The 26,148-nt window shown below is 67.2% G+C and carries 21 protein-coding genes; 11 read left to right on the top strand and 10 right to left on the bottom strand.

What is annotated here, in order from left to right; all coding sequences use genetic code 11:
- Positions 1–96 precede the first annotated feature (96 nt).
- Positions 97–1,491, bottom strand: a complete 1,395-nt coding sequence (locus tag E0W60_RS10330; RefSeq protein ID WP_133093323.1) for an amino acid permease — start codon at positions 1,489–1,491, stop codon at positions 97–99.
- 183 nt (positions 1,492–1,674) lie between these two features.
- Positions 1,675–2,754, bottom strand: coding sequence for a 4-hydroxyphenylpyruvate dioxygenase (gene hppD / locus E0W60_RS10335; protein ID WP_133093322.1), 1,080 nt, complete (start codon positions 2,752–2,754; stop codon positions 1,675–1,677).
- 409 nt (positions 2,755–3,163) lie between these two features.
- On the opposite strand from hppD, the gene E0W60_RS10340 reads away from it, so the two are divergent.
- Positions 3,164–3,637: an Lrp/AsnC family transcriptional regulator gene (locus tag E0W60_RS10340; protein WP_063240375.1), complete on the top strand. Its 474-nt coding sequence runs from the start codon at positions 3,164–3,166 to the stop codon at positions 3,635–3,637.
- A 17-nt stretch (positions 3,638–3,654) separates the two neighbouring features.
- On the opposite strand, the gene E0W60_RS10345 is transcribed toward E0W60_RS10340, so the two are convergent.
- The gene (locus E0W60_RS10345) at positions 3,655–5,571 is read right to left on the bottom strand and encodes a PAS domain-containing sensor histidine kinase (protein ID WP_240745775.1); all 1,917 of its coding nucleotides are present in this window, start codon (positions 5,569–5,571) and stop codon (positions 3,655–3,657) included.
- A gap of 590 nt (positions 5,572–6,161) precedes the next feature.
- Between E0W60_RS10345 and E0W60_RS10350 the strand changes: the two genes are divergently transcribed.
- The 3 genes from E0W60_RS10350 to E0W60_RS10360 all read left to right on the top strand — a co-directional run bounded on the left by E0W60_RS10350 (position 6,162) and on the right by E0W60_RS10360 (position 8,256).
- Entirely contained in the window at positions 6,162–6,785 is a 624-nt protein-coding gene (locus E0W60_RS10350; RefSeq protein WP_133093342.1) for a response regulator transcription factor, read from the top strand.
- 42 nt (positions 6,786–6,827) lie between these two features.
- Complete coding sequence (locus E0W60_RS10355; RefSeq protein ID WP_135703862.1) at positions 6,828–7,511, top strand: Hpt domain-containing protein; 684 nt, start codon at positions 6,828–6,830, stop codon at positions 7,509–7,511.
- Positions 7,512–7,725: 214 nt separating this feature from the next.
- Positions 7,726–8,256: a hypothetical protein gene (locus tag E0W60_RS10360; protein ID WP_135703863.1), complete on the top strand. Its 531-nt coding sequence runs from the start codon at positions 7,726–7,728 to the stop codon at positions 8,254–8,256.
- 142 nt (positions 8,257–8,398) lie between these two features.
- Here E0W60_RS10360 and E0W60_RS10365 read toward each other — a convergent pair whose 3' ends face one another.
- Both E0W60_RS10365 and E0W60_RS10370 read right to left on the bottom strand, forming a co-directional pair.
- The gene (locus E0W60_RS10365; RefSeq protein WP_135703864.1) at positions 8,399–9,301 is read right to left on the bottom strand and encodes a patatin-like phospholipase family protein; all 903 of its coding nucleotides are present in this window, start codon (positions 9,299–9,301) and stop codon (positions 8,399–8,401) included.
- Positions 9,302–9,581: 280 nt separating this feature from the next.
- On the bottom strand, positions 9,582–10,325 hold the full coding sequence (locus E0W60_RS10370) for a YceH family protein (RefSeq protein WP_135703865.1): 744 nt from the start codon (positions 10,323–10,325) through the stop codon (positions 9,582–9,584).
- Positions 10,326–10,537: 212 nt separating this feature from the next.
- Between E0W60_RS10370 and E0W60_RS10375 the strand changes: the two genes are divergently transcribed.
- Entirely contained in the window at positions 10,538–12,295 is a 1,758-nt protein-coding gene (locus E0W60_RS10375; protein WP_135703866.1) for an FAD-dependent oxidoreductase, read from the top strand.
- Between the two features lie 8 nt (positions 12,296–12,303).
- Here the strand turns inward: E0W60_RS10375 and ada are convergent, their stop codons facing one another.
- Together ada and E0W60_RS10385 are read right to left on the bottom strand one after the other, a co-directional pair.
- Positions 12,304–13,398, bottom strand: coding sequence for a bifunctional DNA-binding transcriptional regulator/O6-methylguanine-DNA methyltransferase Ada (gene ada / locus E0W60_RS10380; protein ID WP_240745776.1), 1,095 nt, complete (start codon positions 13,396–13,398; stop codon positions 12,304–12,306).
- An 8-nt stretch (positions 13,399–13,406) separates the two neighbouring features.
- On the bottom strand, positions 13,407–14,183 hold the full coding sequence (locus tag E0W60_RS10385) for a 2OG-Fe(II) oxygenase (RefSeq protein ID WP_135704036.1): 777 nt from the start codon (positions 14,181–14,183) through the stop codon (positions 13,407–13,409).
- 254 nt (positions 14,184–14,437) lie between these two features.
- Between E0W60_RS10385 and E0W60_RS10390 the strand changes: the two genes are divergently transcribed.
- Positions 14,438–14,917, top strand: coding sequence for a DUF1348 family protein (locus E0W60_RS10390; protein ID WP_133093316.1), 480 nt, complete (start codon positions 14,438–14,440; stop codon positions 14,915–14,917).
- Positions 14,918–15,016: 99 nt separating this feature from the next.
- Here E0W60_RS10390 and E0W60_RS10395 read toward each other — a convergent pair whose 3' ends face one another.
- A complete protein-coding gene (locus E0W60_RS10395; RefSeq protein WP_135703867.1) occupies positions 15,017–16,789 on the bottom strand; it encodes a dipeptidase in 1,773 nt (590 codons plus the stop codon).
- 257 nt (positions 16,790–17,046) lie between these two features.
- Here E0W60_RS10395 and E0W60_RS10400 point away from each other — a divergent pair, with 257 nt between their 5' ends.
- From E0W60_RS10400 to E0W60_RS10415, 4 genes are all read left to right on the top strand, one after another.
- Positions 17,047–17,778, top strand: coding sequence for a glutathione peroxidase (locus tag E0W60_RS10400; RefSeq protein WP_135703868.1), 732 nt, complete (start codon positions 17,047–17,049; stop codon positions 17,776–17,778).
- A gap of 193 nt (positions 17,779–17,971) precedes the next feature.
- Positions 17,972–19,363, top strand: coding sequence for a dihydrolipoyl dehydrogenase (locus tag E0W60_RS10405; RefSeq protein ID WP_135703869.1), 1,392 nt, complete (start codon positions 17,972–17,974; stop codon positions 19,361–19,363).
- A gap of 122 nt (positions 19,364–19,485) precedes the next feature.
- Entirely contained in the window at positions 19,486–20,034 is a 549-nt protein-coding gene (locus E0W60_RS10410) for a TetR/AcrR family transcriptional regulator (RefSeq protein WP_135703870.1), read from the top strand.
- 244 nt (positions 20,035–20,278) lie between these two features.
- Positions 20,279–22,483, top strand: coding sequence for a TonB-dependent siderophore receptor (locus E0W60_RS10415; RefSeq protein WP_135703871.1), 2,205 nt, complete (start codon positions 20,279–20,281; stop codon positions 22,481–22,483).
- 9 nt (positions 22,484–22,492) lie between these two features.
- Here E0W60_RS10415 and E0W60_RS10420 read toward each other — a convergent pair whose 3' ends face one another.
- The gene (locus tag E0W60_RS10420) at positions 22,493–23,014 is read right to left on the bottom strand and encodes a DsbA family protein (RefSeq protein ID WP_135703872.1); all 522 of its coding nucleotides are present in this window, start codon (positions 23,012–23,014) and stop codon (positions 22,493–22,495) included.
- 510 nt (positions 23,015–23,524) lie between these two features.
- Entirely contained in the window at positions 23,525–24,199 is a 675-nt protein-coding gene (locus tag E0W60_RS10425) for an SOS response-associated peptidase (RefSeq protein WP_135703873.1), read from the bottom strand.
- Positions 24,200–24,460: 261 nt separating this feature from the next.
- Between E0W60_RS10425 and E0W60_RS10430 the strand changes: the two genes are divergently transcribed.
- A complete protein-coding gene (locus E0W60_RS10430; RefSeq protein WP_135703874.1) occupies positions 24,461–26,119 on the top strand; it encodes an AMP-binding protein in 1,659 nt (552 codons plus the stop codon).
- Positions 26,120–26,148: the final 29 nt, after the last annotated feature.

Below are 26,148 nucleotides of genomic sequence, written 5' to 3' on the forward strand. Positions count from 1 at the left end.
GAGGGGGCTGCTGCGTGGCGCAGGCAGGCGCCGGGCACCGCGCAGCAAGGATTCTAACCGGCGGCGCCCGCGGTTTGCAGGCGCCGCACTGGCCGTTCAGCGCAACTGCTGGGCGGCGACGCCGTCCTGCAGCAAGGCGGCTGCTTTCTTCTGGCGCACCAGGTAGCTGACGCCGAGCACCACCAGCCACACCGGGATCAGGTAGACGGAAAGGCGCAGGCCTTCGGTCAGGTACATCACCACCAGGATGCCGCCCAGGAACACCAGGCACAGGTAGTTGGTCAGCGGGTAGCCCCAGCTCTGGAACTTCGTGGCCTGGCCGGCGCGGCGCTTGTCGGCCCGGAACTTCAGGTGGATCAGGCTGATCATGGCCCAGTTGATGATCAGGGCCGACACCACCAGGCCCATCAGCAGCTCAAAGGCCTTGCCCGGCATGAAGTAGTTGATCACCACGCACACCGCGGTGGCCAGCGCCGAGAAGGCCAGCGCCGTCAGCGGGATGCCGCGCTTGTTGACCTTCAGCAGCGCCTTGGGCGCATTGCCCTGCTGGGCCAGGCCGTACAGCATGCGGCTGTTGCAGTACACGCCGCTGTTGTAGACCGACAGCGCCGCGGTCAGCACCACCACGTTCAGCACGTTGGCAACCCAGTTGCTGTTCAGCGCATGGAAGATCAGCACGAACGGGCTGCCCCCGGTGACTACGTTCTCCCACGGGTACAGCGACAGCAGCACTGCCAGCGCGCCCACATAGAAGATCAGGATGCGGTAGATCACCTGGTTGGTGGCCTTGGGAATGGTCTTCTCGGGCGAATCCGCTTCCGCTGCGGTAATGCCCACCAGCTCGAGCCCGCCGAACGAGAACATGATCACCGCCATGGCCATCACCAGGCCGCCCATGCCGTTGGGGAAGAAGCCGCCGTGCTGCCACAGGTTGGCCACGCTGGCCTGCGGGCCGGCATTGCCCGACATCAGCAGGTAGCCGCCGAAGCCGATCATGCCGATGATGGCCGCGACCTTGATGATCGAGAACCAGAATTCCATCTCGCCGAAGGACTTCACGCTCGACAGGTTGATCGCGTTGATCACCAGGAAGAACACCAGCGCCGAGACCCAGGTCGGGATTTCCGGCCACCAGTACTGCACGTAGATGCCGACGGCGGACAGTTCGGCCATGCTCACCAGGATGTACAGCACCCAGTAGTTCCAGCCGGAGAGAAAGCCGGCGAAGTGGCCGCAGTACTTGTCGGCGAAGTAGCTGAAGGAGCCGGCGACCGGCTCGTCCACCACCATCTCGCCGAGCTGGCGCATGATGAAGAACGCCACGATGCCGGCGATCGCGTAGCCCAGCAGGACCGAGGGTCCCGCCATCTTGATGGTCTGGGCGATGCCCAGGAAAAGGCCGGTGCCGATGGCGCCGCCCAGCGCGATCAGCTGGATATGCCGGTTCTTCAGGCCACGCTTGAGCGTGCCGTCATTGCTGCTTGCATGCATTCAGTTGTTTCCTCTACCCATTCTCATGGAATGCGGGCCCGCGCCTCTGGCTGTTTGGAGTCGGACGCTTGGGCCGGGGGGACGCAACCACCCGCGCGGCAGGGTGACTGCCGCGTGAGTGGTTCGCTTACCGGAACCGGCTGGTGCCTGGCACAGGCGGCCGGTCAGTGAAGGCCGATCCGGTCAGGCCTCGACCTTGAGCGTGCCGCGCTCGATCTGGTCGCGTTCCAGCGACTCGAACAGCGCCTTGAAGTTGCCTTCGCCGAAGCCTTCGTCGCCGCGGCGCTGGATGAACTCGAAGAACACCGGACCCAGCGCGGTCTTGGAGAAGATCTGCAGCAGCAGGCGGGGCTTGCCGCCTTCCGTGGTGCCGTCCAGCAGGATGCCGCGCGACTTCAGTTGCTCGACGGGCTGGCCGTGGCCGGGCAGGCGCGTGTCCAGCGCTTCGTAGTAGTAGTCGTTCGGCGCGGTCATCAGCGGCACGCCCGCGAGCTGCAGGTTGTCGATGACCTCGATCAGGTTGTCGGTCAGGAAGGCGATGTGCTGGATGCCCTCGCCGTTGAAGGCCATCAGGAACTCTTCGATCTGGCCGGCGCCCTTGGACGATTCCTCGTTCAGCGGAATGCGGATTTTACCATCCGGCGCGGTCATGGCCTTGGAGGTCAGGCCAGTGTACTCGCCCTGGATGTCGAAGTAGCGGATTTCGCGGAAGTTGAACAGCTTTTCATAGAAGTTGGCCCAATAAGCCATGCGGCCACGGTAGACGTTGTGCGTCAGGTGGTCGATCAGCTTGAGGCCGTGGCCGACCGGGTGGCGGTCGACACCCTCGATGAACTCGAAGTCGATGTCATAGATCGACTTGCCTTCCTCGAAGCGGTCGATCAGGTAGAGCGGCGCGCCGCCGATGCCCTTGATCGCGGGCAGGCGCAGTTCCATCGGGCCGGTCGGGATTTCCACCGGTTGCGCGCCCAGTTCCAGTGCGCGGGCATAGGCCTTGTGCGAATCCTTGACGCGGAAGGCCATGCCGCAGGCGCTCGGGCCGTGCTCGGCGGCAAAGTAGGCGGCGTGGCTGTGCGGCTCGCGGTTGACGATGAAGTTCACCTCGCCCTGGCGGTACAGCACCACGTCCTTGGAGCGGTGCTTTGCCACCAGCGTGAAGCCCATCTGCTCGAACAGCGGCTCGAGCACATTAGGGGTGGGCGAGGCGAATTCCACGAATTCGAAGCCCATCAGTTGCATCGGGTTGTCAAACAGGTCGGCCATGGCTTTCTCACTAAGGGGAAACTAAGGGGAGGTTAATGATTGGATCGGTGCGGCGCCCGCAGAGTGCCGTCGGGCAGGACGGGCGCGCGCCGAAGATCGGGATTCCGGTTCAGCGCTCCGCGCCGTTGGCGCTGGCGCCTGGCGTGCCAGGCTGGGAAGGCAGGTTCATGGTCATGGGGGGCGTTCAGAACCGGTCAGTCGGGAAATATTATTGCAGTGGCGACGCTGCCAGGATCGGGTGGCGCCGCCGCCAGTCATGCCGGCGTACCTGGTCTTGGCGCTGGCTTTATGTCGCTGGCTTGGGATGCAGTGTATATTCTGCCCAGCAAAATTGGATTTCGTTAGCCACGCAGGGAAACCCTAGCTTATGAAATCAAATTGCTTGAATCTCTGAAGTGAGGAAATCAAAGTGCAAACGATCGAGCTGGACCGTACCGATCGCCGCCTGCTCGCGGTCTTGCAGGAGCGCGCGCGCGCCTCGAACCTGGAGCTGGCCGAGGCAATTGCGCTGTCTCCGGCACAAACGCTGCGGCGCCACCGCCGCCTGGAAGAGGCCGGACTGGTCAAGCGCTACGAAGCGCGGCTGGATGCCGCTGCCCTCGGCCTGGGCGTCGTTGCCTTTATCCACGTGACGATGGAGCGCGGGCATATCCGCGAGCTGTCCAACTTCAAGCGGCTGGTGGCGGAACTGGCGCAGATCCAGGAGTGCTTTTCCGTGACCGGCGATATCGACTATGTGCTGAAGGTGGTCGCGAAGGACCTGAAGGCGTTGTCTGACTTCCTGCTCGATACGCTGATGCGGATCCCGGGCGTCAGCGCGGTCAAGTCCAGCGTCTGCCTGGACGAGATCAAGTGCACCAGCGCCGTGCCGGTGGAAGCCTGAAACCGCGCGGGTTCCCGTTACTCCGGGACCGTGTCGATCCGGTCGCACGCCACGTTCATTGCGCGGCAAACGGCACACCAGGCCGCACAGGAGCCGGGCTTGCCGGCGTTCGGCGCATCTTCGGCGGGCGGCTCGGATCGCACCGCATGCACCGTCATCGACGGCCGCGGCGGCGGAAGGCGGCCGCTGCAGGCGCGTGCCACCGCTTCGTCCAGATCCTGCAGGCCCACCGGCTTGACGATCACCGCATTCATGCCGGCAGCCAGGGCGGCGGCGTGGTCTTCCGCCACGGCACTGGCGGTGCAGCCGACGATGGGCACGTCGCGGACCGCGTCATCACGGCCCCGCACCGCACGCGCGAACGCCAGGCCGTCCATCACCGGCATCGCGCAGTCGCAGACGACGACGTCGAACACTGCGCCATCGAGCCTGGCCAGCCCGTCACGGCCGTCCTTCGCGGTAGCCACATGGTGGCCCAGGTACTCCAGCTGGCGCTGCAGCAGCAGACGGTTGGGCGCGTGGTCGTCGATCACCAGGATGCGGGCATGGCAGCGCGCGCAGCCCGGCATTGGCACCGGCTGCGCCGGCTCGGCAGCGACGGCGTCGGCCAGCGCCAGCGGCAACGACACCGTCACGCGCGTGCCCTGGCCCGGCTGGCTGGCCAGCGCAATCTGTCCGCCCATCGCGCTCGCCAGGCGCCGGCAGATCGCCAGGCCGAGCCCGGTGCCGCCTGCGTGCGCGCGCGACTGGTCGTGTACCTGCGCGAACGGCTCGAACAGCCGCGCTTGCGCCGCCGGTGGTATGCCGATGCCCGTATCGGTAACAGTCAGCGTCACGCCTTGCTTGCCGTCCTCGGCCGGCTCGGCTTCGAGCTGGATATGGATCGTCCCGCGGTCGGTAAAGCGCACGGCGTTGGACACCAGGTTGCCCAGGATTTGCCGGAAGCGCAGGCCGTCGACCTGGTGCAGCGGCGCGACGCCGGCGCCGGTTTCGCCGGTCAGCGTCAATCCCTTCTGCTCGGCCACGGGACCGAATATCAGCAGGGTGTCGTTGACCAGCGCCGGCAGCGATGCCGGCGCCGGGTGGACGCTGAACTTGCCGGCCTCCATCTTTGACAAGTCCAGGATGTCGTCGATCAGCGCCAGCAGGCCGAGCGCCGACTGATGCGCGGTCACCAGCTGCAGGCGGTCGCGGTCAGGCAGCTGGCATTGCGCCAGTGTCAGCTCCAGCATGCCGGTGATCGCGTTCATCGGCGTGCGGATCTCATGGCTGACCGAAGCCAGGAAGGTGGATTTGGCGCGGTTGGCGGCTTCCGCCTCGGCCTTGGCGAGTGCCAGTTCGGCCAGCATGTCGTGGCGTTCGGTCAGGTCGACGCAGCCGCCCGCGAGGCCCTTGACCTTGCCGTCGGCGCCGCGCAGCGGCGTAATCCAGTTGAGCACATGATGGCTGCGCCCGTCGAGTTGCAGGCAACGGTCCTTTCGCAGCGGCGCGCCATCGTCGAGGACCTTGCGGTAGTCGCGCGCCAGCTCGGCCATGTCGGTGACGATGGGATGCGCATGGCCCGGCGCATCGAGCGGCTGGCCGCGCAGCAGCTCGCGCGTGACGCCGACGAGTTCCTCGTAGCTGCGGTTGCAGGTGATGAGCCGCAGCGAGGCATCGCGCAGGTAGACCGGCTGCGGAATGCCGTCAAGCAGCGCCGACTGGATCGCTATATGGTCGTTCAGCGCGCTCTCGGCCGCGCGGCGCCGGCGAACCTCGCGATGGAGCACGGCGATCCATGCCAGCAAGCATGCACTGAGGCCGCAGAACAGCATCGCGGCCCAGCCGTACAGGCGTTCATGGGCAGGCGACGCGGCGCGCAGCGGCGCCATGGTCTGGCCCACGGCGCCGGTCGAGAAAGCGAACAGGACCATCGCGGCCCAACGATGCAACACGGCAATGGCGTGGCGGGGTGGCGATGGGGCGCGGCATGCCGTGCTGGGGGATTTCGAACGGACCGGCAAGCAGGAAAGGAGGGAAAGGCAGGACAGGCGGGGCAAGGCGAAGGCGGGGCAAGGCGAACCAGGAAAATGCGGCTGGTATTCACTCTATGAGCCAAGCTGCACCACCTCATTCAGACAATGCCGAAAATGCCTGTGGAAATTTCCGATTCGAGTGCCGACAGTGCCTAACGCGCTGCCAAGGGCGGGCCTGCAGCGGGGATTTAGTGTGCGCCCACGCCGAAGTTATGCATGTCCGGCGACGCTCTCTGCACATTGCGAGTGTGATTGCGGCGCTATGATTCGCCCTGCCAACCGCAATGCCTGCGCGCTCCATCCATGCGGCATCGCTCGCGACCGAAACACGGGCCGGCATAGGACAATCAGCACAACCCGCTTGCCCGCTCACGAAGATAGGAAGATTCCTTTCACGCCTCGGAATCTTCAGGTGTATTCGTGGGCAAATGCTGCGCACAATTCTGCAACGCCTGACTTCTTCGCGCCCTTCGCGAAGGCACAGAAAAGTTTGCAATGGAGTAAATGCAGTGGCCACTATCCTGATCGTCGACGATCATCCGCCCGTGCGAGTCGTCCTCAAGACCCACTTGTCCCAGGTGCTGGGCGTCACGCATGTACTGGAAGCAGACAATGGCCAGGCCGCCGTGGAAATCGTGCGGCAGTGTGCGCCCGACGTGGTGATCCTCGACCTGGACATACCGAAGATCAACGGCCTTGACGTGATTCCCCGCCTCAAGGCCGTGCATCCGGGCGTGCGCATCCTGGTGATCTCGGGCCAGGACCAGAATACCTTTGCCCCGCGCGCGCGCCAGGCGGGCGCGCATGGCTTCGTGAGCAAGACCCAGGAGATTTCGGAAATCGTGCGCTGCGCCGAATCGGTGCTGGCGGGCTACACGGTAATGCCCGAACTCGAGGGCGGAAAATCCGAGTTCGGCGATGAGGCATTGCGCCTGGCCAGCCTGTCGGACAAGGAGCTGATTATCATGCAAATGCTGGCGAAAGGGATGAGCAACAAGGAGATTGGGGAAGTCCTGTTTATTTCCAATAAGACTGTCAGCACCCACAAGACGCGGATTATGGAAAAGCTGGGGGCGCGCTCGATCGTGGATGTCATCGATTTTGCGCGGCGCCACCATATTGCGATCGGCTAGCATGGCGGGCTTGGTTTCATTCGCATTGCCCAGGGAGTTGCCATGAACTGCGCGCTGCTGATTGCCGCCCTGCACGACGGACAGTGGGCCGCCAGCGTGGCGTCGCTGCTGCAGCGGCTGGGGTTTGCACCGCACCTCGCCGCGCCGGGTTCGGCACTTGCGCAGGCATCGGCCGGCAAGGCCGGGCTGGTCATCGCGGGGCCGGGCGCGCCCGTGCCGCCCACGCTGCTGGAAGGCTGGCATGCCGCCGGCGCGCTGTGCGCGGTCGCGGTACCGCCCGGGAAACCGGCGGACCATGGTGCCTTCGTGGCCCGATTGCCGGTGCCTACAACCGAAGCGGCGATTCTTGCCATGCTGGCCGAGCGCCATTACATTGCGCTCCCTGCGCACGAGGCGGCTGCGATCCCGGCTGCGATTGCCGCGCAGACCCTCGGCGACAAGGGGTTCGCAGCCGAATTGCTGCAGGCGCTGGTGACGTCGGCGCAGGACGACCTGGCACAATTGCGCGCCGCCGGCACCGAACTGGAAACGTGCGGCAGCATCGCACATCGGATGAAATCGTCTGCGCACTATGTCGGTTGCGACTCGCTGCGCGGGCTGGCGCAACGCATGGAAGACGCCGCCCGCGGTGGCGATGCCGGCACGGTGATGGCACTCCGCGCGGTTTTCGAACCGACCTGCGCGCGCCTGGTTGAGTTGCTGGCGGCTCTGGCGGCCAGGACATAAGGCCAGGCCAGTTGATGTGATTATCAGGCACGGTGATTTACCGGATTGGCGCAGGCGCGCCGCTTGATTATGCTGGATTGACGGTGGCTGGTTATTCTGGATATCCGGTAATGAATGCCGCCGATTCATTCCGGGTGGGTATGGAAGGATTTTGGCGCGGCAATTCCAGCCAGATTTTCCCTGGCTGGTCGCCGGCATTTTCCGGGGACGGGTCATGAACCATGCGTTGGCGGCATTGCCGGAATCGGCCTTCTATTTCCACCTGGCTGCGGTGGCCCTGCTGCTGCTGTCGTTCTTTTCCGGCCGCGCCATCTTGCAGGTGCTGGCCACACGCGAGGGGCGCCGTGAACGGGCGCAGCGCCTGGCCCGCGTTGCCATTGGCCGGCTGGCCGCGCTCGGCGCCATCTGGACGGCGATTGTCTATGGGCACGGCGCATGGGAGCGCGCCGGTGCCCACAACTGCCGGCACCTGCCGGCGGTGGATGCGGCTGTGCGCTACGCCGCGGAATATTGTTACCTGCGCCATGACCGGTTGCTGTTGCGCGTGTATGGCGAAGGGCGGGGCGATGGGCGTAGGGACGGGCGCGAGCACTTGCTGGCGCACCGCACCATCACCAGCGTCGGTCCGATCCACGTGAGCTGGGATGGCCAGGCGCTGGTTTACGCGTCCCCGGCCGCGGGAACGCAAGGACGGCTGGCGCTGCCACCCACTTGGCGCGACCGGTTGCTGGCGCGGCTGCCCTGAAGCCCTCGCATAGCCTTGCTCGATCAGCAAGGCTGCGGCGGCTTCGATCAGGGCCCCTGGCGGGTACTCGCGCTGCGCTCGGTCTGGGACGGCATGCCGGCCATTGTAGCAACGTGCCGGAGCCTGCCCCCAGGGGGCGCCGTCAGTGCGGAGCGGCCGCCGGGATATCGGTGCTGCAGCTGGGCGACGCGTCGTCGTGCGAATGCACGTGCAGCGCGCCCGGGACATGTCGGCTCTCCAGGCCCTTGGCCTGCAGCCACCGGGCGGTGGTGGCGGCGGCGCGGTCGATCAGTTCGCCGCAGCGCGTGTAGTCGTAGGGCGAGATATCGAGCGGGCACAGCGGGGGCACCACGCTGATATGCGCCCGGTCGGCAAAGTGCTGCAGGTCGTTCACCAGTTGGCGCGCCACCAGCAGCGACAGCGCATTGAAGGCATGTTCCAGCGCGCCGCGCGGCGCCCGGCGCTCGGCGCAGGTGAAGCCCGCGGGCAGCACGATCACTCGGGTGGCGCCGAGGGCGACCGCGGTGGATACGGGGGTATTGTTGGCCACGCCGCCGTCGATCAGCGTGCGGCCCTCGAACTGCACCGGCGGGAACACGCCGGGAATGGCGGCACTGGCCAGCACCGCATCCACGATGTTGCCGCGCGAGAGCAGCACCTCATCGCCGCTGTTCATGTCGGTCGCGACCACGTGGAGGGGCAGCTCGGCCGCTTCCAGCCGGCGCGGCCCGAAATGCCGCGCCAGCAGCGCACGCAGGCCCGCCGACTCGACCAGGTGTCCGCGGCTGCGCCCGACCATGCCGAGCACGCTGCGCCAGCCCCACGGCATGATGTCGGCGCGGCGGATGCCGCGCCACAACTGGTCCAGCTGGCCGGCGCCGGCAACGCCTGGGTTGCAGGCGAAATAGGCCCCGTTGATCGCGCCTGCCGAGGCGCCAATGACGATGTCGGGCGTCACGCCCCATGCCACCAGCTCGCGCAGCATGCCGACCTGGATTGCGCCGAGGCTGCCGCCGCCGGCAAATACGAAGGCTGTCTTGTCCATGGCTGTCGTGATGGCGCGGTGCGTCCGCGCTGTCTCCCCTTGCATGTCGGCTCGCGTGTCGCGACCCTGGCAAAAGCATAACCGACACCAGACCGGCTCGGCATGATGGTGTCCCCGAAGCGCCGGTCCGTCACGTCGGCGTTCTGTGCCTGAATAATGCAATTAACCGCCAGGCGCAAATTTTCCACAACTTCAGGCACGGCTGGCCTCAGGAGGATCCTCGCTGGCAGTACCCGGGGCCCCGGCAGAGCATGCCGGGACGCGGAAAGTTCTGGTTGCGCTATTCCAGGAATTCGTCGGGAGCAATCCCGAGCTGGCCGGCCATATGGTCGACGAGGGCCTGCAAGCGCGCGACCTTCTCCGAGAGCGCCTGGTGTTCCGCGCGCAGTTGGGCAAGTTCGCCGGTAGTCCCGGCGCCCGCGTCGGCACTACCTTGGCCGCCGCCGTAAGCCGCCTCCTGCGCGGCTTCCAGCCCCGCATCGCCGCCCAGCAGGTGCATCCAGCGGTGCTCGCGCGCGCCGGGCGCACGCGCCAGCCGGACCACGAAGGGCGGCTCGCGCTCGGCCAGTTCATCCAGGAACCCCTCCACCGCCGAAATATCGGCAAACGCGTGCAGGCGCGCCGTGTTCAGGCGCAATTCCGCCGCGGTCTGCGGCCCGCGCAGCAATAGCATTGCAAGCAGCGCGACTGACTGGCTCGGCACGGCCAGCGCGCGCTGCATATTGTGTTCGAAGCGCGGCACGCGGCTGCTGCTGCCCTCGAAGACCAGGCTCAGGTGCTTGAGCCCGTCGATGGCGTCGAGGATCTCGGGCTCGCTCACGTTCATGACGGGCGCGCGGGCGGTCTTCTGGTTGCAGCCGGAGGCGAGGGCATTGAGCGACAGCGGATAGGTGTCGGGGACGGTGTGCTGTTTTTCCACCAGCACGCCGAGCACGCGGCCTTCCACGGCTGACAGGGGCCGCGGCGCGGGGCGGGCGGGGCGTTCGCCAGGCTGGCTGGCGTCGGAGACGGAATCGGGTTGCATCAAGACTCTGGGTTGGACTCGGGCGGCGCCTGCCGGCCTGGCGGCGCGCTCCCATTCAAGCGCAAGGCAGCGCCAGGCGCAACTATGCCATGCCGGCGCTGCCGCGCCGCGGTTTGCGCCTGGTTCGTCCCTCGCATTCTGCGGCGTGCCGTCTAATATCGATAGGCCGCGCTGCCACCGGCTGCGCGCGTACCGACTACTGGGGGGCCAACATGGCGATTTCACAGGCGGAAGCGATGGCAACGGGTGCCACCGATGGCGAGGCTGGCGGAGCGGGCGCAACGTCCGACGGCGCCGGCCTGGAAGCGCCGTACTCCACTCTGGAGTCGCGCTGGCACCAGATGTTCCCGCAGCTTGGCGCCGAAGACATGGCACGGGTGAAGCGCTTCGGCACGCCGCAGCGCTGGCGCGCCGGCGAGAAGCTGTTCTCGATCGGCCAGACCGGGCGTGGCATGTACCTCGTCACCAGCGGCTGCGTGCGCATCGTGCGCCGCGACGGGCTGGGACGCGAGCACACGATCACTGAACAGGGACCTGGCCACTTCCTGGCCGAGGTCGGCACGCTCAGCGGCCGGCCGGCCCTGGTCGACGGCGTCGCCTTGAGCGACACCGACGGCTACGCAATCACGCCCGAGCGCCTGCGCGCGCTGCTGGTGGCCGAGGCCGAGCTGGGCGAGCGCATCATGCGCGCGCTGATCCTGCGCCGCGTCGGCCTGATCGAGTTCGGCAGCGGACCGGTCCTGGTCGGCCACGGCACCGAGCCGCTGCTGCTGGCGCTGCAGGCGTTCCTGCGGCGCAACGGCTACCCGCATACCGTGATCGACATGGACGTGGACGGCGACTGCTCGCTGCTGCTCGAGTACGCCCACGCGCCCGCGAGCGACTTCCCGCTGGTGATCTGCCCCGACGGCCGCGTGCTGCGCGCGCCGGACGAGGGCCAGCTGGCGTCATGCCTGGGGTTGTTGCCGGAGTTCGACCCGCACCATGTCTATGACGTGGTCGTGGTGGGCGCGGGGCCGGCTGGCCTGGCCACAGCGGTGTATGCGGCATCCGAAGGGCTGTCGGTCGCGGTGATCGACTGCCGCTCGCCTGGCGGCCAGGCTGGCGCCAGCGCGCGCATCGAGAACTATCTGGGCTTTCCCACCGGCATCTCCGGGCAGGCGCTGGCCGGACGCGCCTTCGTGCAGGCGCTGAAGTTCGGCGCGCATATCGCCATCCCGCTGGAAGTGAAGGCCCTGCATTGCGGCACCGACCCGATCCGGCTGGAGCTGGTCGACGGACGCATGATCCCGACCCATACGGTGGTGATCGCCACCGGCGCGCAATACCGCCGGCCCGGCATCGAGTCACTGGAGCGTTTCGAAGGGCGCGGTGTTTACTACTGGGCCTCGCCGGTGGAGGCCAAGCTGTGCCGCAACGAACCCGCGATGCTGGTCGGCGGCGGCAACTCGGCCGGGCAGGCCGCGGTCTACCTGGCGTCGAATGCCGCGCACGTGCATATGCTGGTGCGCGGCCCCGGGCTCGCAGCGACCATGTCGCGCTACCTGATCGACCGCATCGGTTCGCTGCCCAATGTCACGCTGCATACCCATGCGCATATCACCGCGCTGATGGGCAATGGCTGGTTGTCTCGGGTGCGCTACGACGCGCCGGGCGAAAGCCCCACGCCGGTGGATATGGACGTGCGCCACCTGTTCCTGTTCATCGGCGCGGACCCTAACGCGAGCTGGCTGCGCACCTGCCATGTCGAGGTCGACGACAAGGGCTTTGTGCGCACCGGAGGCGGCGAACTTGGCTGCGCGGCGGCGGTGCCCTATCCGCTGCAGACCAGCGTGCCGGGTGTCTTCGCCATCGGCGATGTGCGCTCGGGCTCGACCAAGCGCGTCGCGGCCGCGGTGGGCGAGGGCGCTGCGGTGGTGGCGCAGATCCACGACTACCTGGCCAAGGTGCAGCTGGCGGCGGCCCGATAGCGCAAGCTTCAGCCTTTTGCTTCGCGCGCAAGCAAATCGCGCTTGCGCGCAACGCCCCAGCGGTAGCCTGACAGGCCGCCGTCGCTGCGCACGACGCGATGGCAAGGAATCGCCACCGCCAGGTGGTTGGCCGCGCAGGCCTGCGCCACCGCGCGTACCGCCCGCGGCGCGCCGATGCGGGCCGCGATCTCGGCATAGCTGGCGGTGCTGCCCGGCGGGATTTCTTGCAGCGCTTGCCAGACGCGCTGCTGGAAGGCGGTGCCGCGCACGTCCAGCGGCAGCGCCAGGCCGGTCGCTGGCGCCTCGACAAAGCCCACTACCTGCGCCACCAGTTGCTCGAACCGCGCGTCGCCGCCGATCAGGTTGGCGCGCGGGAACTGGTCCTGCAGATCCTGCAGCAGCGCCTGCGGATCGTCGCCCAGCAGGATCGCGCAGACGCCGCGCTTGCTCTGCGCGACCAGGATCGCTCCCAGCGCGGACTGGCCGATGGCGAAGCGGATATCCGTGCCGGCGCCGCCAGCGCGGTAGCGCGACGGCGTCATGCCGAGTACCGCGTCCGCGGTCTCGTAGAAGCGGCTGTTGGAGCCGAAGCCGGCGTCGTAGATGGCCTCCGTCACCGATTCGCTGCTGCCCAGTTGCGTGCGCAGCTTGCTGGCGCGGTGCGCGGCCGCGTAGGCGCGCGGGGTCAGGCCGGTCGCGGCCTTGAAGAGCCGGTGGAAATGGTAGGGGCTGACGCCGGCGGCGCGCGCCAGTTCGGGCAGCGCGGGCAAGGTATCGGCCGCTTCGATGCGGCGGCATGCGTCGGCCACCATGGCGGCGTGCTGTGCGGCCAGCGCGGGCGGCGCGGCGCGGCGGCTTGGCCGGTAGCCTGCGGCTTCGGCCGCCGAGGCGTTGTCGAAGAACTCGACATTGGCCGGATGCGGCAGCCGCGACGGGCTGCTGGGCAGGCAATAGACGCCGGTGGTCTTGACCGCGTAGACAAAGCTGCCGTCGGCGGCGGGATCGCGCGCCAGCACGCGCGCCCAGCGCGGGTCGTTCTCGATGGCGGATTTGTTGTCGGTGCTGCCGGCGTTGTGGCGCGGCCCTGGCATGGATGCAGGCATGTCGATCCTCAGCTGGCGTCGTGAAAGATGATGCCGAGCGTGTAGCGCTGGCCCGCATGCAGCCGGCTGACGCCATGCCGCAGGTTGACCCGGTAGCTGCCGCGGCTGCCTTGCACGGGCCGCTGGCTGACGGCGAACACCACTGCATCGCCCTGGCGCAGCGACACCACTTCGGCGCGCGACTGCATGCGCGGGCGCTGCTCGGTCATCACGAACTCGCCGCCGGTGAAATCGCGTCCGGGCTCGGACAGCAGCACCGCCACCTGCAACGGAAACACATGTTCGCCGTACAGGTCCTGGTGCAGGCAGTTGTAGTCCCCCGGGCCGTAACGCAGCAGCAGCGGCGTGGGACGCGACTGGCCGGCCTGGTGGCAACGCGCCAGGTAGTCCGCGTGCACGGCGGGAAAGCGCGTGTCGACGCCCATCGCGGCGTTCCAGCGGTTGGCGACGGGCACCAGGCGCGGGTACAGCGCCATGCGCAAGGCGCCGACGATGTCGGGCAAGGGATAGGCGAAGTACTTGTACTCGCCCTGGCCGAAGCCGTGCCGCGCCATCACGATGCGCGAGCGGTACAGCCCGTCCTGCTGGTAGCGCGCGGCGAGCGCCCGGCATTCCGCTTCGGCGAGCAGGCCCCGGATGGCGGCGCAGCCGTACGCGTCGAGCTCGCGTTCCAGCGTGGCCCAGTCGATGCCATCGACGCGCGCGCCGATGGGCGCTCGCACTGGCGGCTGGCGCCCGATTTCCTGCGGGGCCGGCACGGGGCGGCGTGGCCCGCCTACCGCCATCGCGCGTGGCTGCGGGTGCTGTGCCTGCTTGGTCGTCACTGCCGTTCTCCGGTGTTGGCTTGCATGGTGCCCACTTTAGGCCGGGTAGCCGGCGGTGGCACTCGGGGTCTTGCTTTTGAATTCTGCACGAGAAATCGCCTTGACAAGACAGATCTGTCTACAAATAATGAGACAGGTCTGTATCATTGCAACTCGTTTCGAGCGCCGATCCAGGCCGCCAACCCGTCCACCTTTTGCTTTGCAGGAGAACGCCGATGTCCGCCCAACCCGAAATCCGCCCGCCACTGCCTCCTTTCACCCACGATTCCGCCGTCGCCAAGGTCCGCGCCGCCGAAGATGGCTGGAACAGCCGCGACCCCGAGCGCGTGGCGCTCGCCTATACCGTCGACAGTGCCTGGCGCAACCGTGCCGAGTTTGTTAAGGGCCGCGCGGATATCGTCGCCTTCCTGCAGCGCAAGTGGCAGAAGGAACTGGACTACCGCTTGATCAAGGAGCTATGGGCGCACGACGGCAACCGCATCGCGGTGCGTTTTGCCTATGAATGGCACGACGATTCCGGCAACTGGTACCGGTCGTATGGCAACGAGAACTGGGAATTCGATGAGGCGGGACTGATGCGGCGCCGGTTCGCCTGCATCAACGATGCGCCGATCCGGGAGGCGGATCGCAAGTTCCACTGGCCGCTGGGGCGGCGCCCGGACGGGCATCCTGGGTTGAGCGAACTGGGCCTGTAAGCGAAGAACTGCTGTTGTTTGCTTCCCAACTGCTGTTGTTTGCTTCCCTCTCCCTGTGGGAGAGGAGAGCAAACAAGCGGCTTGCGGGTCAGCCCAGCGCTACTGCATCTTGTCCAGGTTGCCGATCCGCACCAGCATTTCCGTGAACATCTGCATGTCGAGGTTCAGGTCGGGCACTTCCTTGTACTCGCGCGCATTGTGCGCGGTGTACTTCTTGCCCGGCATCGCCGGCCCGAAGTTGATCGCATTGGGCATCAGCTTGGCGGTGGTGCTGCCCGCGGTCGCGACCGGCTTCGCTTCCAGTCCGGTCGTGTCGCCGAAGATATTGAGCAGCGTCGACAGCCAGGCGCCCTTGGGGTCGCGCGCCATCCAGTTGCCCTGGTCGTACTTGATCTCCACCGGCCCGTGCGTCGCGGCCCAGCCGAAGATGCGCTTGGTGATGCGGGCGCCCAGTTCATCAGGCGTGCGTCCGCGCGGCATGCGCACGTTGGTGACCACGTCGACATACTCGCCGCGCTCGCGCACCAGCGTGGGCGACATCGTCAGTGGCCCCATGAAGGCGTCGCGATATGCCAGCTCCATCTTGTTGCCGAGGTAGTCAAGCCCGTACAGGTCGTTCAGGTAGCGCACCGCGTTCAGGTAGTGGTTGTCGGCAAAGCGCACGCCGCTGGCCTGCAGGAACAGCGCCAGCCGCGGCAGCGGGTTGACGCCTTCTTCCGGACGCGAGCCGTGCGCGGAGGCGCCGGTGACCTTGACTTCGACTTCATCGCCCTCGCGCTTCACATCGATCGAGAACTTGCCGCGCGGCGCGTTGCGGCGCACGAAGTCCGCCTTCGCCTGTTCGAGCGCTGCGGCCACCGCGGCGGCATCGCCGCCGGCAATGCGCGCGGTGGCGGTCTCGGGAATGGCATTGGCCGAGGCGGCGCCGCGCATGGCCACGATGGCGGGGCCCTTGCTGTCTGCCTTGCCGCGCTCGGCCTTGCCGTCGGCCGACTTGATGCCGAACGAGACCGTCAGGGTGCCGGCGCCTTTCTCCGCGACCACGGCGGGGTACTTGCTGTCGAGCACGATGTTGTACTCCGGCAGCGTGGTGTGCTGGCGGTAGTACTTCATGCCGTCGCCGCCGGTCTCCTCGGTGGTCTCGATCATCAGGCGGATGGTGCGTTCCAGCGGCACGCCGCTTTCCTTGACGGTCTTCATCGCATACAGCACGGCTGCGATCGAGCCCTTGTCGTCGATGGTGCCGCGCCCGTAGAGCTTGTCGCCCACGCGCGTGAGCCGGAACGGATCGAGGCGGGTGCCGTCGTCCAGCACCCATTCCTCGGCCACGGCGGGAACCACGTCGGCGTGCGTCAGGATGCCGAAGGTGTCCTTGCCGCCGCCAGGCAGCGTGACTTCGAACACGCGGTTGTCCACGTTGCGGTAGGCCAGCCCGAAGTCGCGCGCCATGCCTTCCACCAGCTTGCCGAACTCCACGATGGCGGGGTTGTCGTGCTGGGCGATCTTTTCATCGCGCACGGTGCGCAGCGCCACCATCTTGCCGATGGTGTCGATCACCGCCGTCTCGTTATGGACGCGGTTGTAGACGCCCAGCAGGCGGCCGATATTGACCAGGTTGTCGCCAGCCAGCGGCGCCCTGGCCTGCCAGGCGGCGACGGCCGGGGCGACCGCCGGCTCGGCCTTGGCGGCGGATGCCATGAAGGCCTGCAGGTCGGGCGGCGTGGCGGCGCGGGTGCTGCTCACCAGCGCGTCCAGCGCCGGCTTCTTCAGGGTTTGCGCCTGCCCCGGGTGCGCGATCAGCAGCGATAGCGCAAGCAGGGCAGCCCACCGGCGTGGCGTCGGCCGGTGGTGCGGGCGGCAAGTTGAGGTCATTGCGAAGCAGGGTGTCAGGTTGGATGCCGCATGATAGGGCACTCGCCGGGGTTTGCTGAAGAAATATGGCGTCGAATGCGCGCGCGCGGTGTGCCCCGGGCCGCAATAACCGATTCCAATGCTGTATCAATAGCCAAAGACAATCAGTTCATTTGAAATGATGAATTGTACAAATCACATCCATGTCGACAGAATGAGGCCTTCGCTGCAACACGCAGCCGAACAACCGAATGAACCCAGACCAAGGAGTGATTCCGATGCTGCAATCCCGTGAAGGCCAACGCGTTCCCAATGTTTCTTTCCGCGTCCGTGACGACAACGAGTGGAAGACCATCACCACCGGCGAGCTGTTCAGCGGCAAGACCGTGGTCGTGTTCTCGCTGCCGGGCGCCTTCACGCCCACGTGTTCGTCCACCCACCTGCCGCGCTACAACGAGCTGGCGCCGGTGTTCGCCAAGCACGGCGTCGACGACATCCTGTGCGTATCGGTCAACGACACCTTCGTGATGAACGAATGGGCCAAGGACCAGGAGTCCGGCAACATCACCATGATTCCCGACGGCAACGGCGAATTCACCGAGGGCATGGGCATGCTGGTGGACAAGGCCGACCTGGGTTTCGGCAAGCGCAGCTGGCGCTATTCGATGCTGGTGCGCGACGGCGTGGTCGAAAAGATGTTCATCGAGCCGGAAGAGCCGGGCGACCCGTTCAAGGTTTCCGACGCCGACACCATGCTGAACCACATCGCGCCGGGTGCGCGCAAGCCTGACCAGGTGGTGGTGTTCTCGAAGGTGGGCTGCTCGTTCTGCGCCAAGGCCAAGCAGCTGCTGGACGACAACGGCTTCGACTACATCGACGTGCCGCTGGACAACAAGGTGCGCGGCAAGGTGCTGGGCGCCGTGTCCGGCGAGATGACCGCGCCGCAGGTCTTCATCAACGGCAAGCTGGTCGGCGGCGCCGAGGCGCTGCAGCGGTACCTGGCCAGCTAAGTGGCTAACTAAGTGGCCAACCAAGTGGCCAACTAAGCCGCTCAGATCCCTTCCTTTCCGCTTGCGCGGACCGGCAGTCGCCGGACCCGATGGCACCGTCTTGCCCGCGTTCGCCGGCAAAGGGCGGGGCGGTGCCATCCAGCCCGTTGATTGACCCCTGAATCACGCCATGACAACCAAGGAACCGTACGCCATGACTACCATCCAGACCGACGTCGCCGTGATCGGCGCGGGCACCGCCGGCCTTGCCGCCTACCGCGCCGCGATTGCCGCCGGCAAGCGCGCCGTGATCATCGAAGGCGGCCCGTATGGCACCACCTGCGCCCGCGTTGGCTGCATGCCTTCGAAGCTGCTCATCGCCGCCGCCGAGGCCGCGCACGAACTGCGCCACACCGCGCCGTTCGGCGTGCACGTGGATGGCCAGGTCCGCATCGACGGCCGCGAGGTCATGGCGCGCGTGCGCGGCGAACGCGACCGCTTTGTCGGCTTTGTCGTGCGCGGCGTGGAGAATATCCCGGAAGCCGACCGGATCCGCGGCTACGCCCGCTTTATCGACAACACCACGCTGGAAGTGGACGGCCACACGACCGTGCGCGCCAGCCGCGTGGTCATTGCCACCGGCTCCAGGCCTGCGCTGCCGGCACCGTTCAAGGCCTTTGGCGACCGCCTCATCGTCAATGACGATGTGTTCGCATGGGAAGACCTGCCGGGCAGCGTGGTGGTGTTCGGGCCGGGCGTGATCGGGCTGGAGCTTGGGCAGGCGCTGTCGCGCCTCGGCGTGCGGGTGCGCGTGCTTGGCGTCAGCGGTTCGCTCGGGCCGCTGACCGATCCGGCGATTCGCGCCTATGCCGCCAAGGCCTTCAACGATGAGTTCTACCTCGACCCGGAGGCCAGGGTCAGCGAAATGGGCCGCGATGGCGACCAGGTGGTGGTGACCTATGCCGACCGCGAAGGCCGCAGCGCGACCGAGCGCTTCGACTACGCGCTGGCGGCCACCGGCCGCGAGCCGAACGTGCGCGGCCTGGGCCTGGAAAACACCGGTCTGGCGCTGGACCAGCGCGGCGTGCCGGTGTTCGATCCCGAAACGCTCCAGTGCGGCAATGCGCCGGTGTTTATCGCCGGCGACGCCAACAACATCCTGCCGCTGCTGCACGAAGCTGCGGACGAGGGCAAGGCCGCCGGCGAGAACGCCGCCAGCTATCCGCAGGTAAGGCGGCTGTCGCGCCGGGCGCCGCTGGCAGTGGTGTTCTCCGACCCGCAGATTGCGATGGTCGGCCAGCGCTATGCCGACCTGGCCGAGGGCAGCTTCGTCACCGGCGAAGTCAGCTTTGAAGACCAGGGCCGCAGCCGGGTAATGCTGAAGAACCGCGGGCTGATGCATGTCTACGCGGACAAGGCGAGCGGTCGTTTCCTGGGCGCGGAATGGATCGGCCCGCGTGCGGAAAACATTGCGCACTTGCTGGCGTGGTCGTACCAGCAGGGCCTGACCATCGAGCAGATGCTGGGCATGCCGTTCTACCACCCGGTGGTGGAAGAAGGCTTGCGCACGGCGCTGCGCGACGCGGCGGCCAGGCTTGCGGCGTGACCGGCGCGCACGATTGCTAGACAGGTCTGTCTGTCATAGTATTGACGTAGCGAGGCCGGCTGGCGTTTCCTCGCCGCCGGCCTGTTTGCCGATTCCCCTCACAGACCTTTCGCCGTGCCACCATGGCCAACCCCTCCGCCCGCGACCGCATCCTCGACACCGCCGCCCGCCTGTTCTACCAGGAGGGTTATCGCGCCACCGGCATCGACCGGATCATTGCGGAATCGGGCGTGGCCAAGATGTCGCTGTACCGGCATTTCGCTTCCAAGAACGACCTGATCTCGGCGTTCCTTGAGCGGCGCCATGACGAGTGGATGGCCTGGTTCCGCGGCAACGTCGAGGCCCGCCTGGCCGCGCGCCCGCATCTGGACGTGATTGCCGACGCGCTGGCCGACTGGTTCGCCGCGGACTTCCGCGGCTGCGCCTTCATCAACGTGGTCGCCGAGGCCGGCGGCGATGCCCGCGCGGCCGAGCAGGCTGCCGCACACAAGCAAGAACTGGCGTCATTCGTTGCCGATATCGCCACGCGACTCGGGCTGAGCGAGCCAGCACAGGTGGCGCAGGAAGCCATGCTGTGCATCGAAGGCATGATCGTGCGCTACCAGATGCACCGCGACCCGGCTGTGATCGAGGCCGGGCGGCGGTTGCTGGGCAGGTTGCAGGGCGACTGAAAACAGGCTGGCGCCGCGGCGGCATGCGATGCCGCTTGCCTTTCGGTCTGGCCGGGTAGCGCCGGCGTGCCACAAATGCCTTCGCTTTTTCCTGAGGCATCCCTGGAAAAAATGTATCGCCTCTGACACATTCAGGCTACAATCGAAATTTAATTGCGAATTGTTCGTATTCGCAATTAAGAATTTCCAATGGCAAGCCACCGGCGTCTGTGTGCACGCCACGCTACATTTCCGTTCCTGAGTGATGTCCTTCAATCCGATCTCCCGGGCCAGGCCAACCCTTGCCCCTACCCGGCTGGCGCCTCCCCGCGGCCTTTCGCTGACCACCCTGGCCCTGAGCCTGCATGCCGGCGGCGTGTTTGCCCAGTCGGCGGCCACACCGCAGGCTGCCTCCGGCGCGGCCGCCGAATTGCCAGCCGTGACCGTGCGTGCGTCTGCCGCGGATGAAACCGCAACCGGCTCTGTGCACGGCTTCGTTGCCAGGCGCAGCGCCACCGCGACCAAGACCGATACGCCGGTGATGGAGACGCCGCAGTCGATCACGGTGATCACGCGCGACCGGATGGAAGCGCAGGGTGCGCAGTCGGTGCAGCAGGCTATCGGCTATACCGCCGGCGTCTATGCCGGGCCGTACGGCAATGACGCGCGCGGGGACTGGGGCAAGTTCCGCGGCACGGACTTCACGCAGTACCGCGACGGGCTGCTCAACCAGGTCGGCTTCTACAACAACGTGCGCGCCGACGTTTACGGGCTGGAGCGCATCGACGTGCTGCGCGGCCCGTCGTCGATGCTGTTCGGGCAGGGCGCGGTGGGCGGCATCCTGAACCTCGTCAGCAAGCGTCCGCAGGCCGAGGCCGCGCGCGAGGTCGGCGTGCAGTTCGGCAACTACAACCGCAAACAGGTGCAGGCTGACCTGACCGGCCCGCTCGATGCCGAGGGCAAGTGGATGTACCGGCTGGTGGCGCTGGCGCGCGACAGCGACACGCAGGTGGACTACGTGCCCGACAACCGCTACCTGATCGCGCCGTCGCTGACGTACCGTCCCAATGCCGATACCTCGTTCACGCTGCTGACCAATTTCCAGCGCGACGAAAGCGGGACCTCGGTCGGCTTCTTCCCGTGGCGCGGCACGCTCTATCCGAACCCGGGCGGGCAGATTCCCGATCACCTGTTCATCAGCGAGCCGGGCTACGACCGCTACAACGCCGAGCAGACCTCGGTCGGCTACGAGTTCCAGCACAAGGTCAACGATGCGCTGACGGTCCGCCAGAACCTGCGCTACTCGCACAGCACCGTGGATTACCGCAGCATCTACGCCGCCGGCTTCACCGGCGCGACGCACGGCTGGGTGCCCGGCAGCAGCACGCTGATGCGCCGCACGGTCTACCTGAACCAGCCGACGCTGAATGCCTTCGTGGTCGACACGCAGGCACAAGGCAACTTCCGCACGGGCCCGGTCGACCATACGCTGCTGGCCGGCATGGACTATCAGCATGCCGAGATCACCGGCCGTTCGGGCGTAGGCGGCACCGCTGCGCCGCTGGATGTATTCAACCCGGTCTACGGCAATTTCACGCTGCCTGGCACGCGCGACCTGAACCCCAGCAAGCAGATCCAGACCGGCGTGTATGTGCAGGACCAGCTGTCGTGGAACAAGTGGCTGCTGATGCTGGGCCTGCGCTATGACTGGTCGCGCGCGGCGCAGGACAACACGCCTGCGGCAAGCCGCGAAGACAACGAACTGACCAAGCGCGCCGGCCTGATGTACCGCTCGGACATCGGCCTGAACCCGTACGTCAGCTACACCGAGTCGTTCCAGGGCCTGCCCGGTTTCAACCGCTCCAACCAGGCCTTCAAGCCGCTGCGCGGTTCGCAGTGGGAGGCGGGGATCAAGTACCAGCCGCCGGGCAAGAATGCTTCGCTGACCGTGGCGGCGTTCGACATGCGCGAGAAAAACCGGAAGGCGGCCGGGGTGGTCAACGGCATTCCTGACCAGGTGCAGGTGGGCGAGGCCCGCACCCGCGGCATCGAGGTCGAGGCACTGGCCTCGCTGACCAATCGCCTTGACCTGATCGCGACCTATACCTACCTGGATGCGCGCGTGATCGAAGGCAGCGCCGCCGAGGTCGGCAAGCGCCTGGCCAGCACGCCGTCGAACATGGCGTCGCTGTGGGCCAATTACCGCTTCAAGCTGTTCGGGCTGCCGGGCTTCGTGGCCGGCGGCGGCGTGCGCTATGTCGGCCCGAGCTATGACGGCACCGACCAGAACCGCGTCGGCGGCGTTACGCTGTACGACGCCATGATCGCCTACGACCACGGCCCGCTGCGCGTCGCGCTGAATGCCAACAACCTGTTCGACAAGCAGTTCCTGACCACCTGCCTGGCACGCGGCGATTGCTACTTCGGCGCGCGCCGTACCGTGGTCGGCAGCGTGACGTACCGCTTCTGACGCGGCCGGCTAGGCTGCCAGCGCGGTATCGATGGCCCGCTGCAGCCGCTCCATGCCGAAGGTCACATCCTGCACCGTGCCGTTGACGAAGAACGCGGGCGTGCCCCGCACCCGGCAGCGCGTGCCGCCGTGCTGGTCGGCGCGGATGTGCGGCAGGTGCCGGTGCGTGGACATGTCGTTGTCGTAGCGATCGAGATCCAGGCCGGCCATGCCGGCGTAATGGCGCAGGGCGTCGGGCTTCAGCCCCTGCGGGTGCTCGTAGAGCATGCGGTACATCTGCCAGAAGCGATCCTGTGCCGCCGCGGCCTCGGCGCACTCGGCCGCCGGCTCGGCGGAAGGGTGCCAGTTGGCCATCGGGTAGTGCCGGTAGACAAAGCGCACCTGCGGGCCATAGTGCTCCAGCAGGATCTTCATGGCGCCGTAGGCGATGCGGCAGTAGGAGCATTCGAAGTCGCCGTATTCGACGACGGTGACCCTGGCGGTATCGGGGCCGACGGCATGGTCGGCGGCGGTGACGGCGACTTCCAGCATTGGCGTTCTCCGGTGCGTGCGCGGCAAGGCATGCGCGGATTCGCGGTGGGAGGTTCCAGTGTAGACGCCGCAGACGCCAGGCCAAGGGCCCGGCGCCGGCTACGGCACGATCGACAAGAACAGGTAGGCCGCCAGGATCACCAGGTGCACGGCGCCCTGCAGGATTAGATTGGTCAGCCGGGCCCTGGCGGATCGTCCTTGGCAGCGCAAGGCGGCCGGGTGGGCGGGCGCTCGCGTAGCGCCGGATGGTTACGCAGGATCCAGCGCGCGGCAAACAGTAATGCGACAAGGAACCCGAAAAAATACGCGCACAACGCGATGACGTTTTGCATGATGGACTGACCCGGGGATGTCGGCTCTTGTGGCCGGTGTGCGCGGCAGTATGCGCAGCATTCGCAACGTCCGACACCCTCTTGAGGGAGGGCTCGCGGCGTTTGGTGCCGGTCTTGAACCGGATTTGAACCGGATTTGAACCGGACTTACACCGGCCTGGCACCGTTTGCAGGCGGGTCAGTCGGCGTCCGGGATCGGCGCGCCGGTGATCTTGGGCGCCGGTTCTGCCTCCATGGCCTCGGCGGGAAGCAACTTGAGGAAGGTGCGGGCGACTTCGGGGTCGCGGCAGGCAAGCCAGTCGTCCCATTGCTCGCGCGGGATGACGACCACTGAACGTTTCTCATCGCCTGGCTTGTGGAAGCGCTCCATCACCGGATGCTGCCCGGAGTTCACCGTCAGCATAGTGAAGGACAGGCTCGCATCGGGCCAGCCGCGCCACAGGCCGGCGATGCCGAAGGCGGGCTCGCCGGGCAGCCAGACGCGCCAGCGCACCGGCTTGCCGGGCGGGCCACCCGGCATCGCGACCTCGGGGTAGGCGTACTCGTAGAACGCCGTAGCCGGCACCAGGCACAGCTGCCCCTGGCGCCAGTAGCGGGCGAAGGCAGGGCGCTCGCCGACGGTTTCGCTGCGCGCGTTGGTGGTGTCGTAGCGGCGCGTGCCGGGCGGGATGCGCTGCCGCGGCACCATGCCGAACGACGCCAGCCCGGCATGCCGCACGCCGTCGTCCGTAGCGCGCACGATCGGCGCCAGGTAATCGGGATAGGTCTCGGCCTTGAAGACGCCCGGCGGCGGCTCCACGCCAAAGATGTCGCGCAGGATCTGGCGCTGGACCGGGGCGTAGTTGGTGCACATGCGCTGGCCTCCTTGCCGTGATGCACGTATCGTCGGCGCCGGGCCGCATGGCGTCAAGCGCACCGCGCGTTGCGTCCGGGGCATGGCAAAAACCGTCAGGCGCGCTGGCGGAATCGGTTATTGCCCGCCGGCCCGGCAGTGCCGCACACTGCTGCGGCAGCCGCGCCACGCGGCACCGATGATCACAGACCATCACAGACGATAACAGGCACCATGTCCCGGGCAGCGTCCGCGGCAGGAGCCGGACAAACTGGAGACACCATGCGCGACTACGCCCAGGCCTACGATGGCTTTTCCTATGACGAGGCGGTGGCCCGGCAACTGCACGGCAGCCTCGATGCGATCAACGCCTGCGTGGAATGCTGCGACCGCCATGCCGAGGCTGGCCGCATCGCGCTGTACTGGGAAGGCCGCGACGGCAACGCGCGCAGCTGGACGTTTGCCGAACTGCAGGCGCTGTCGGCGCAGTTTGCCGGCTTTTTGAGGGCACAGGGCGTGCAGCCGGGAGATCGCGTGGCGGGGCTGCTGCCGCGCAGGGCCGAGCTGCTCGTGACCATCCTGGGTACCTGGCGCGCCGGTGCGGTGTACCAGCCGCTGTTCACGGCGTTCGGTCCCAAGGCCATCGAGCACCGGCTCAATAGCTCGGGCGCGAAAGTGGTGGTCACGGATACCGTCAACCGTCCCAAGCTCGATGAAGTGGAGGGCGCGCCGCCGGTCGTCACCGTGGCCGGCACCAGCGAGGCGCCCGGGGACGCAGCTTCCGGCGATTTCAGCTTCTGGGCCGAGCTGGCGCGCCAGCCTGCCAGCTTCGAGCCGGTCATGCGCGGCGGCGACGATCCCTTCCTGATGATGTTCACCTCGGGCACCACCGGGCCGGCCAAGCCGCTGCTGGTGCCGCTGAACGCCATTGCCGCGTTTGCCGGGTACATGCGCGACGCGGTCGACCTGCGCGACGAAGACGCCTTCTGGAACCTGGCCGACCCGGGCTGGGCCTACGGCCTCTACTATGCGGTGACGGGGCCGCTGTCGCTGGGGCACGCCACCACCTTCTACGATGGCCCGTTCACCGTGGAAAGCACCTGCCGCGTGATCCGCAAGTACGGCATCACCAACCTGGCGGGATCGCCCACCGCCTACCGGCTGCTGATCGCCGCCGGGCAGGCCGTGTCGGAACAACTGCGCGGGCAGCTGCGCGCGGTCAGCAGCGCCGGCGAGCCGCTGAACCCCGAAGTGATCCGCTGGTTCGCCAGCGAGCTGGACGCGCCCATCCACGACCACTATGGCCAGACCGAACTCGGCATGGTGCTGTGCAACCATCATGCGCTGTCGCACCCGGTGCGCATGGGCGCCGCGGGCTTTGCCAGCCCGGGCCACCGGGTGGTCGTGGTCGACGACGAGCAGCGCGAACTGCCCGCCGGGCAGCCCGGCACGCTGGCGCTGGACCTGGAGCGCTCGCCGATGTGCTGGTTCGGCGGCTACCATGGCACGCCCACCAGTGCGTTCGCCGGCCACTATTACCTGACCGGCGACTCGGCCGAACTCAACGACGATGGCAACATCAGCTTTATCGGCCGCGCCGACGATGTCATTACCACCTCGGGCTACCGCGTCGGCCCGTTCGACGTGGAAAGCGCGCTGATCGAGCATCCGGCCGTGGTCGAGGCCGCGGTGATCGGCAAGCCGGACCCCGAGCGCACCGAGCTGATCAAGGCCTTCGTCGTGCTCGACCGGCAGCACGCGGCCACGCCCGAGCTGGCCGAGGCGCTGCGCCAGCATGTGCGCAAGCGCCTGGCCGCCCATTCCTATCCGCGCGAGATCGAGTTCGTCGCCGAGCTGCCCAAGACCCCAAGCGGCAAGGTCCAGCGTTTCATCCTGCGCAACCAGGAGGTGGCGCGCGCCCGCGAGGCGGCCGCGGCCTGAGCCCGGACGCCCCTGGACCGCTTCCTATA

Source organism: Cupriavidus oxalaticus (genome assembly GCF_004768545.1).
GTDB classification, from domain to species: domain Bacteria; phylum Pseudomonadota; class Gammaproteobacteria; order Burkholderiales; family Burkholderiaceae; genus Cupriavidus; species Cupriavidus oxalaticus_A.

Coding starts and splice junctions, on each gene's coding strand:
- E0W60_RS10395 (WP_135703867.1), bottom strand. CDS start 16,789: ATGACCTCAACTTGCCGCCCGCACCACCGGCCGACGCCACGCCGGTGG.
- ada (WP_240745776.1), bottom strand. CDS start 13,398: ATGCCTGCATCCATGCCAGGGCCGCGCCACAACGCCGGCAGCACCGAC.
- E0W60_RS10375 (WP_135703866.1), top strand. CDS start 10,538: ATGGCGATTTCACAGGCGGAAGCGATGGCAACGGGTGCCACCGATGGC.
- E0W60_RS10410 (WP_135703870.1), top strand. CDS start 19,486: ATGGCCAACCCCTCCGCCCGCGACCGCATCCTCGACACCGCCGCCCGC.
- E0W60_RS10385 (WP_135704036.1), bottom strand. CDS start 14,183: ATGGCGGTAGGCGGGCCACGCCGCCCCGTGCCGGCCCCGCAGGAAATC.
- E0W60_RS10360 (WP_135703863.1), top strand. CDS start 7,726: ATGAACCATGCGTTGGCGGCATTGCCGGAATCGGCCTTCTATTTCCAC.
- hppD (WP_133093322.1), bottom strand. CDS start 2,754: ATGGCCGACCTGTTTGACAACCCGATGCAACTGATGGGCTTCGAATTC.
- E0W60_RS10370 (WP_135703865.1), bottom strand. CDS start 10,325: ATGCAACCCGATTCCGTCTCCGACGCCAGCCAGCCTGGCGAACGCCCC.
- E0W60_RS10400 (WP_135703868.1), top strand. CDS start 17,047: ATGCTGCAATCCCGTGAAGGCCAACGCGTTCCCAATGTTTCTTTCCGC.
- E0W60_RS10390 (WP_133093316.1), top strand. CDS start 14,438: ATGTCCGCCCAACCCGAAATCCGCCCGCCACTGCCTCCTTTCACCCAC.
- E0W60_RS10425 (WP_135703873.1), bottom strand. CDS start 24,199: ATGTGCACCAACTACGCCCCGGTCCAGCGCCAGATCCTGCGCGACATC.
- E0W60_RS10330 (WP_133093323.1), bottom strand. CDS start 1,491: ATGCATGCAAGCAGCAATGACGGCACGCTCAAGCGTGGCCTGAAGAAC.
- E0W60_RS10430 (WP_135703874.1), top strand. CDS start 24,461: ATGCGCGACTACGCCCAGGCCTACGATGGCTTTTCCTATGACGAGGCG.
- E0W60_RS10420 (WP_135703872.1), bottom strand. CDS start 23,014: ATGCTGGAAGTCGCCGTCACCGCCGCCGACCATGCCGTCGGCCCCGAT.
- E0W60_RS10365 (WP_135703864.1), bottom strand. CDS start 9,301: ATGGACAAGACAGCCTTCGTATTTGCCGGCGGCGGCAGCCTCGGCGCA.
- E0W60_RS10405 (WP_135703869.1), top strand. CDS start 17,972: ATGACTACCATCCAGACCGACGTCGCCGTGATCGGCGCGGGCACCGCC.
- E0W60_RS10415 (WP_135703871.1), top strand. CDS start 20,279: ATGTCCTTCAATCCGATCTCCCGGGCCAGGCCAACCCTTGCCCCTACC.
- E0W60_RS10355 (WP_135703862.1), top strand. CDS start 6,828: ATGAACTGCGCGCTGCTGATTGCCGCCCTGCACGACGGACAGTGGGCC.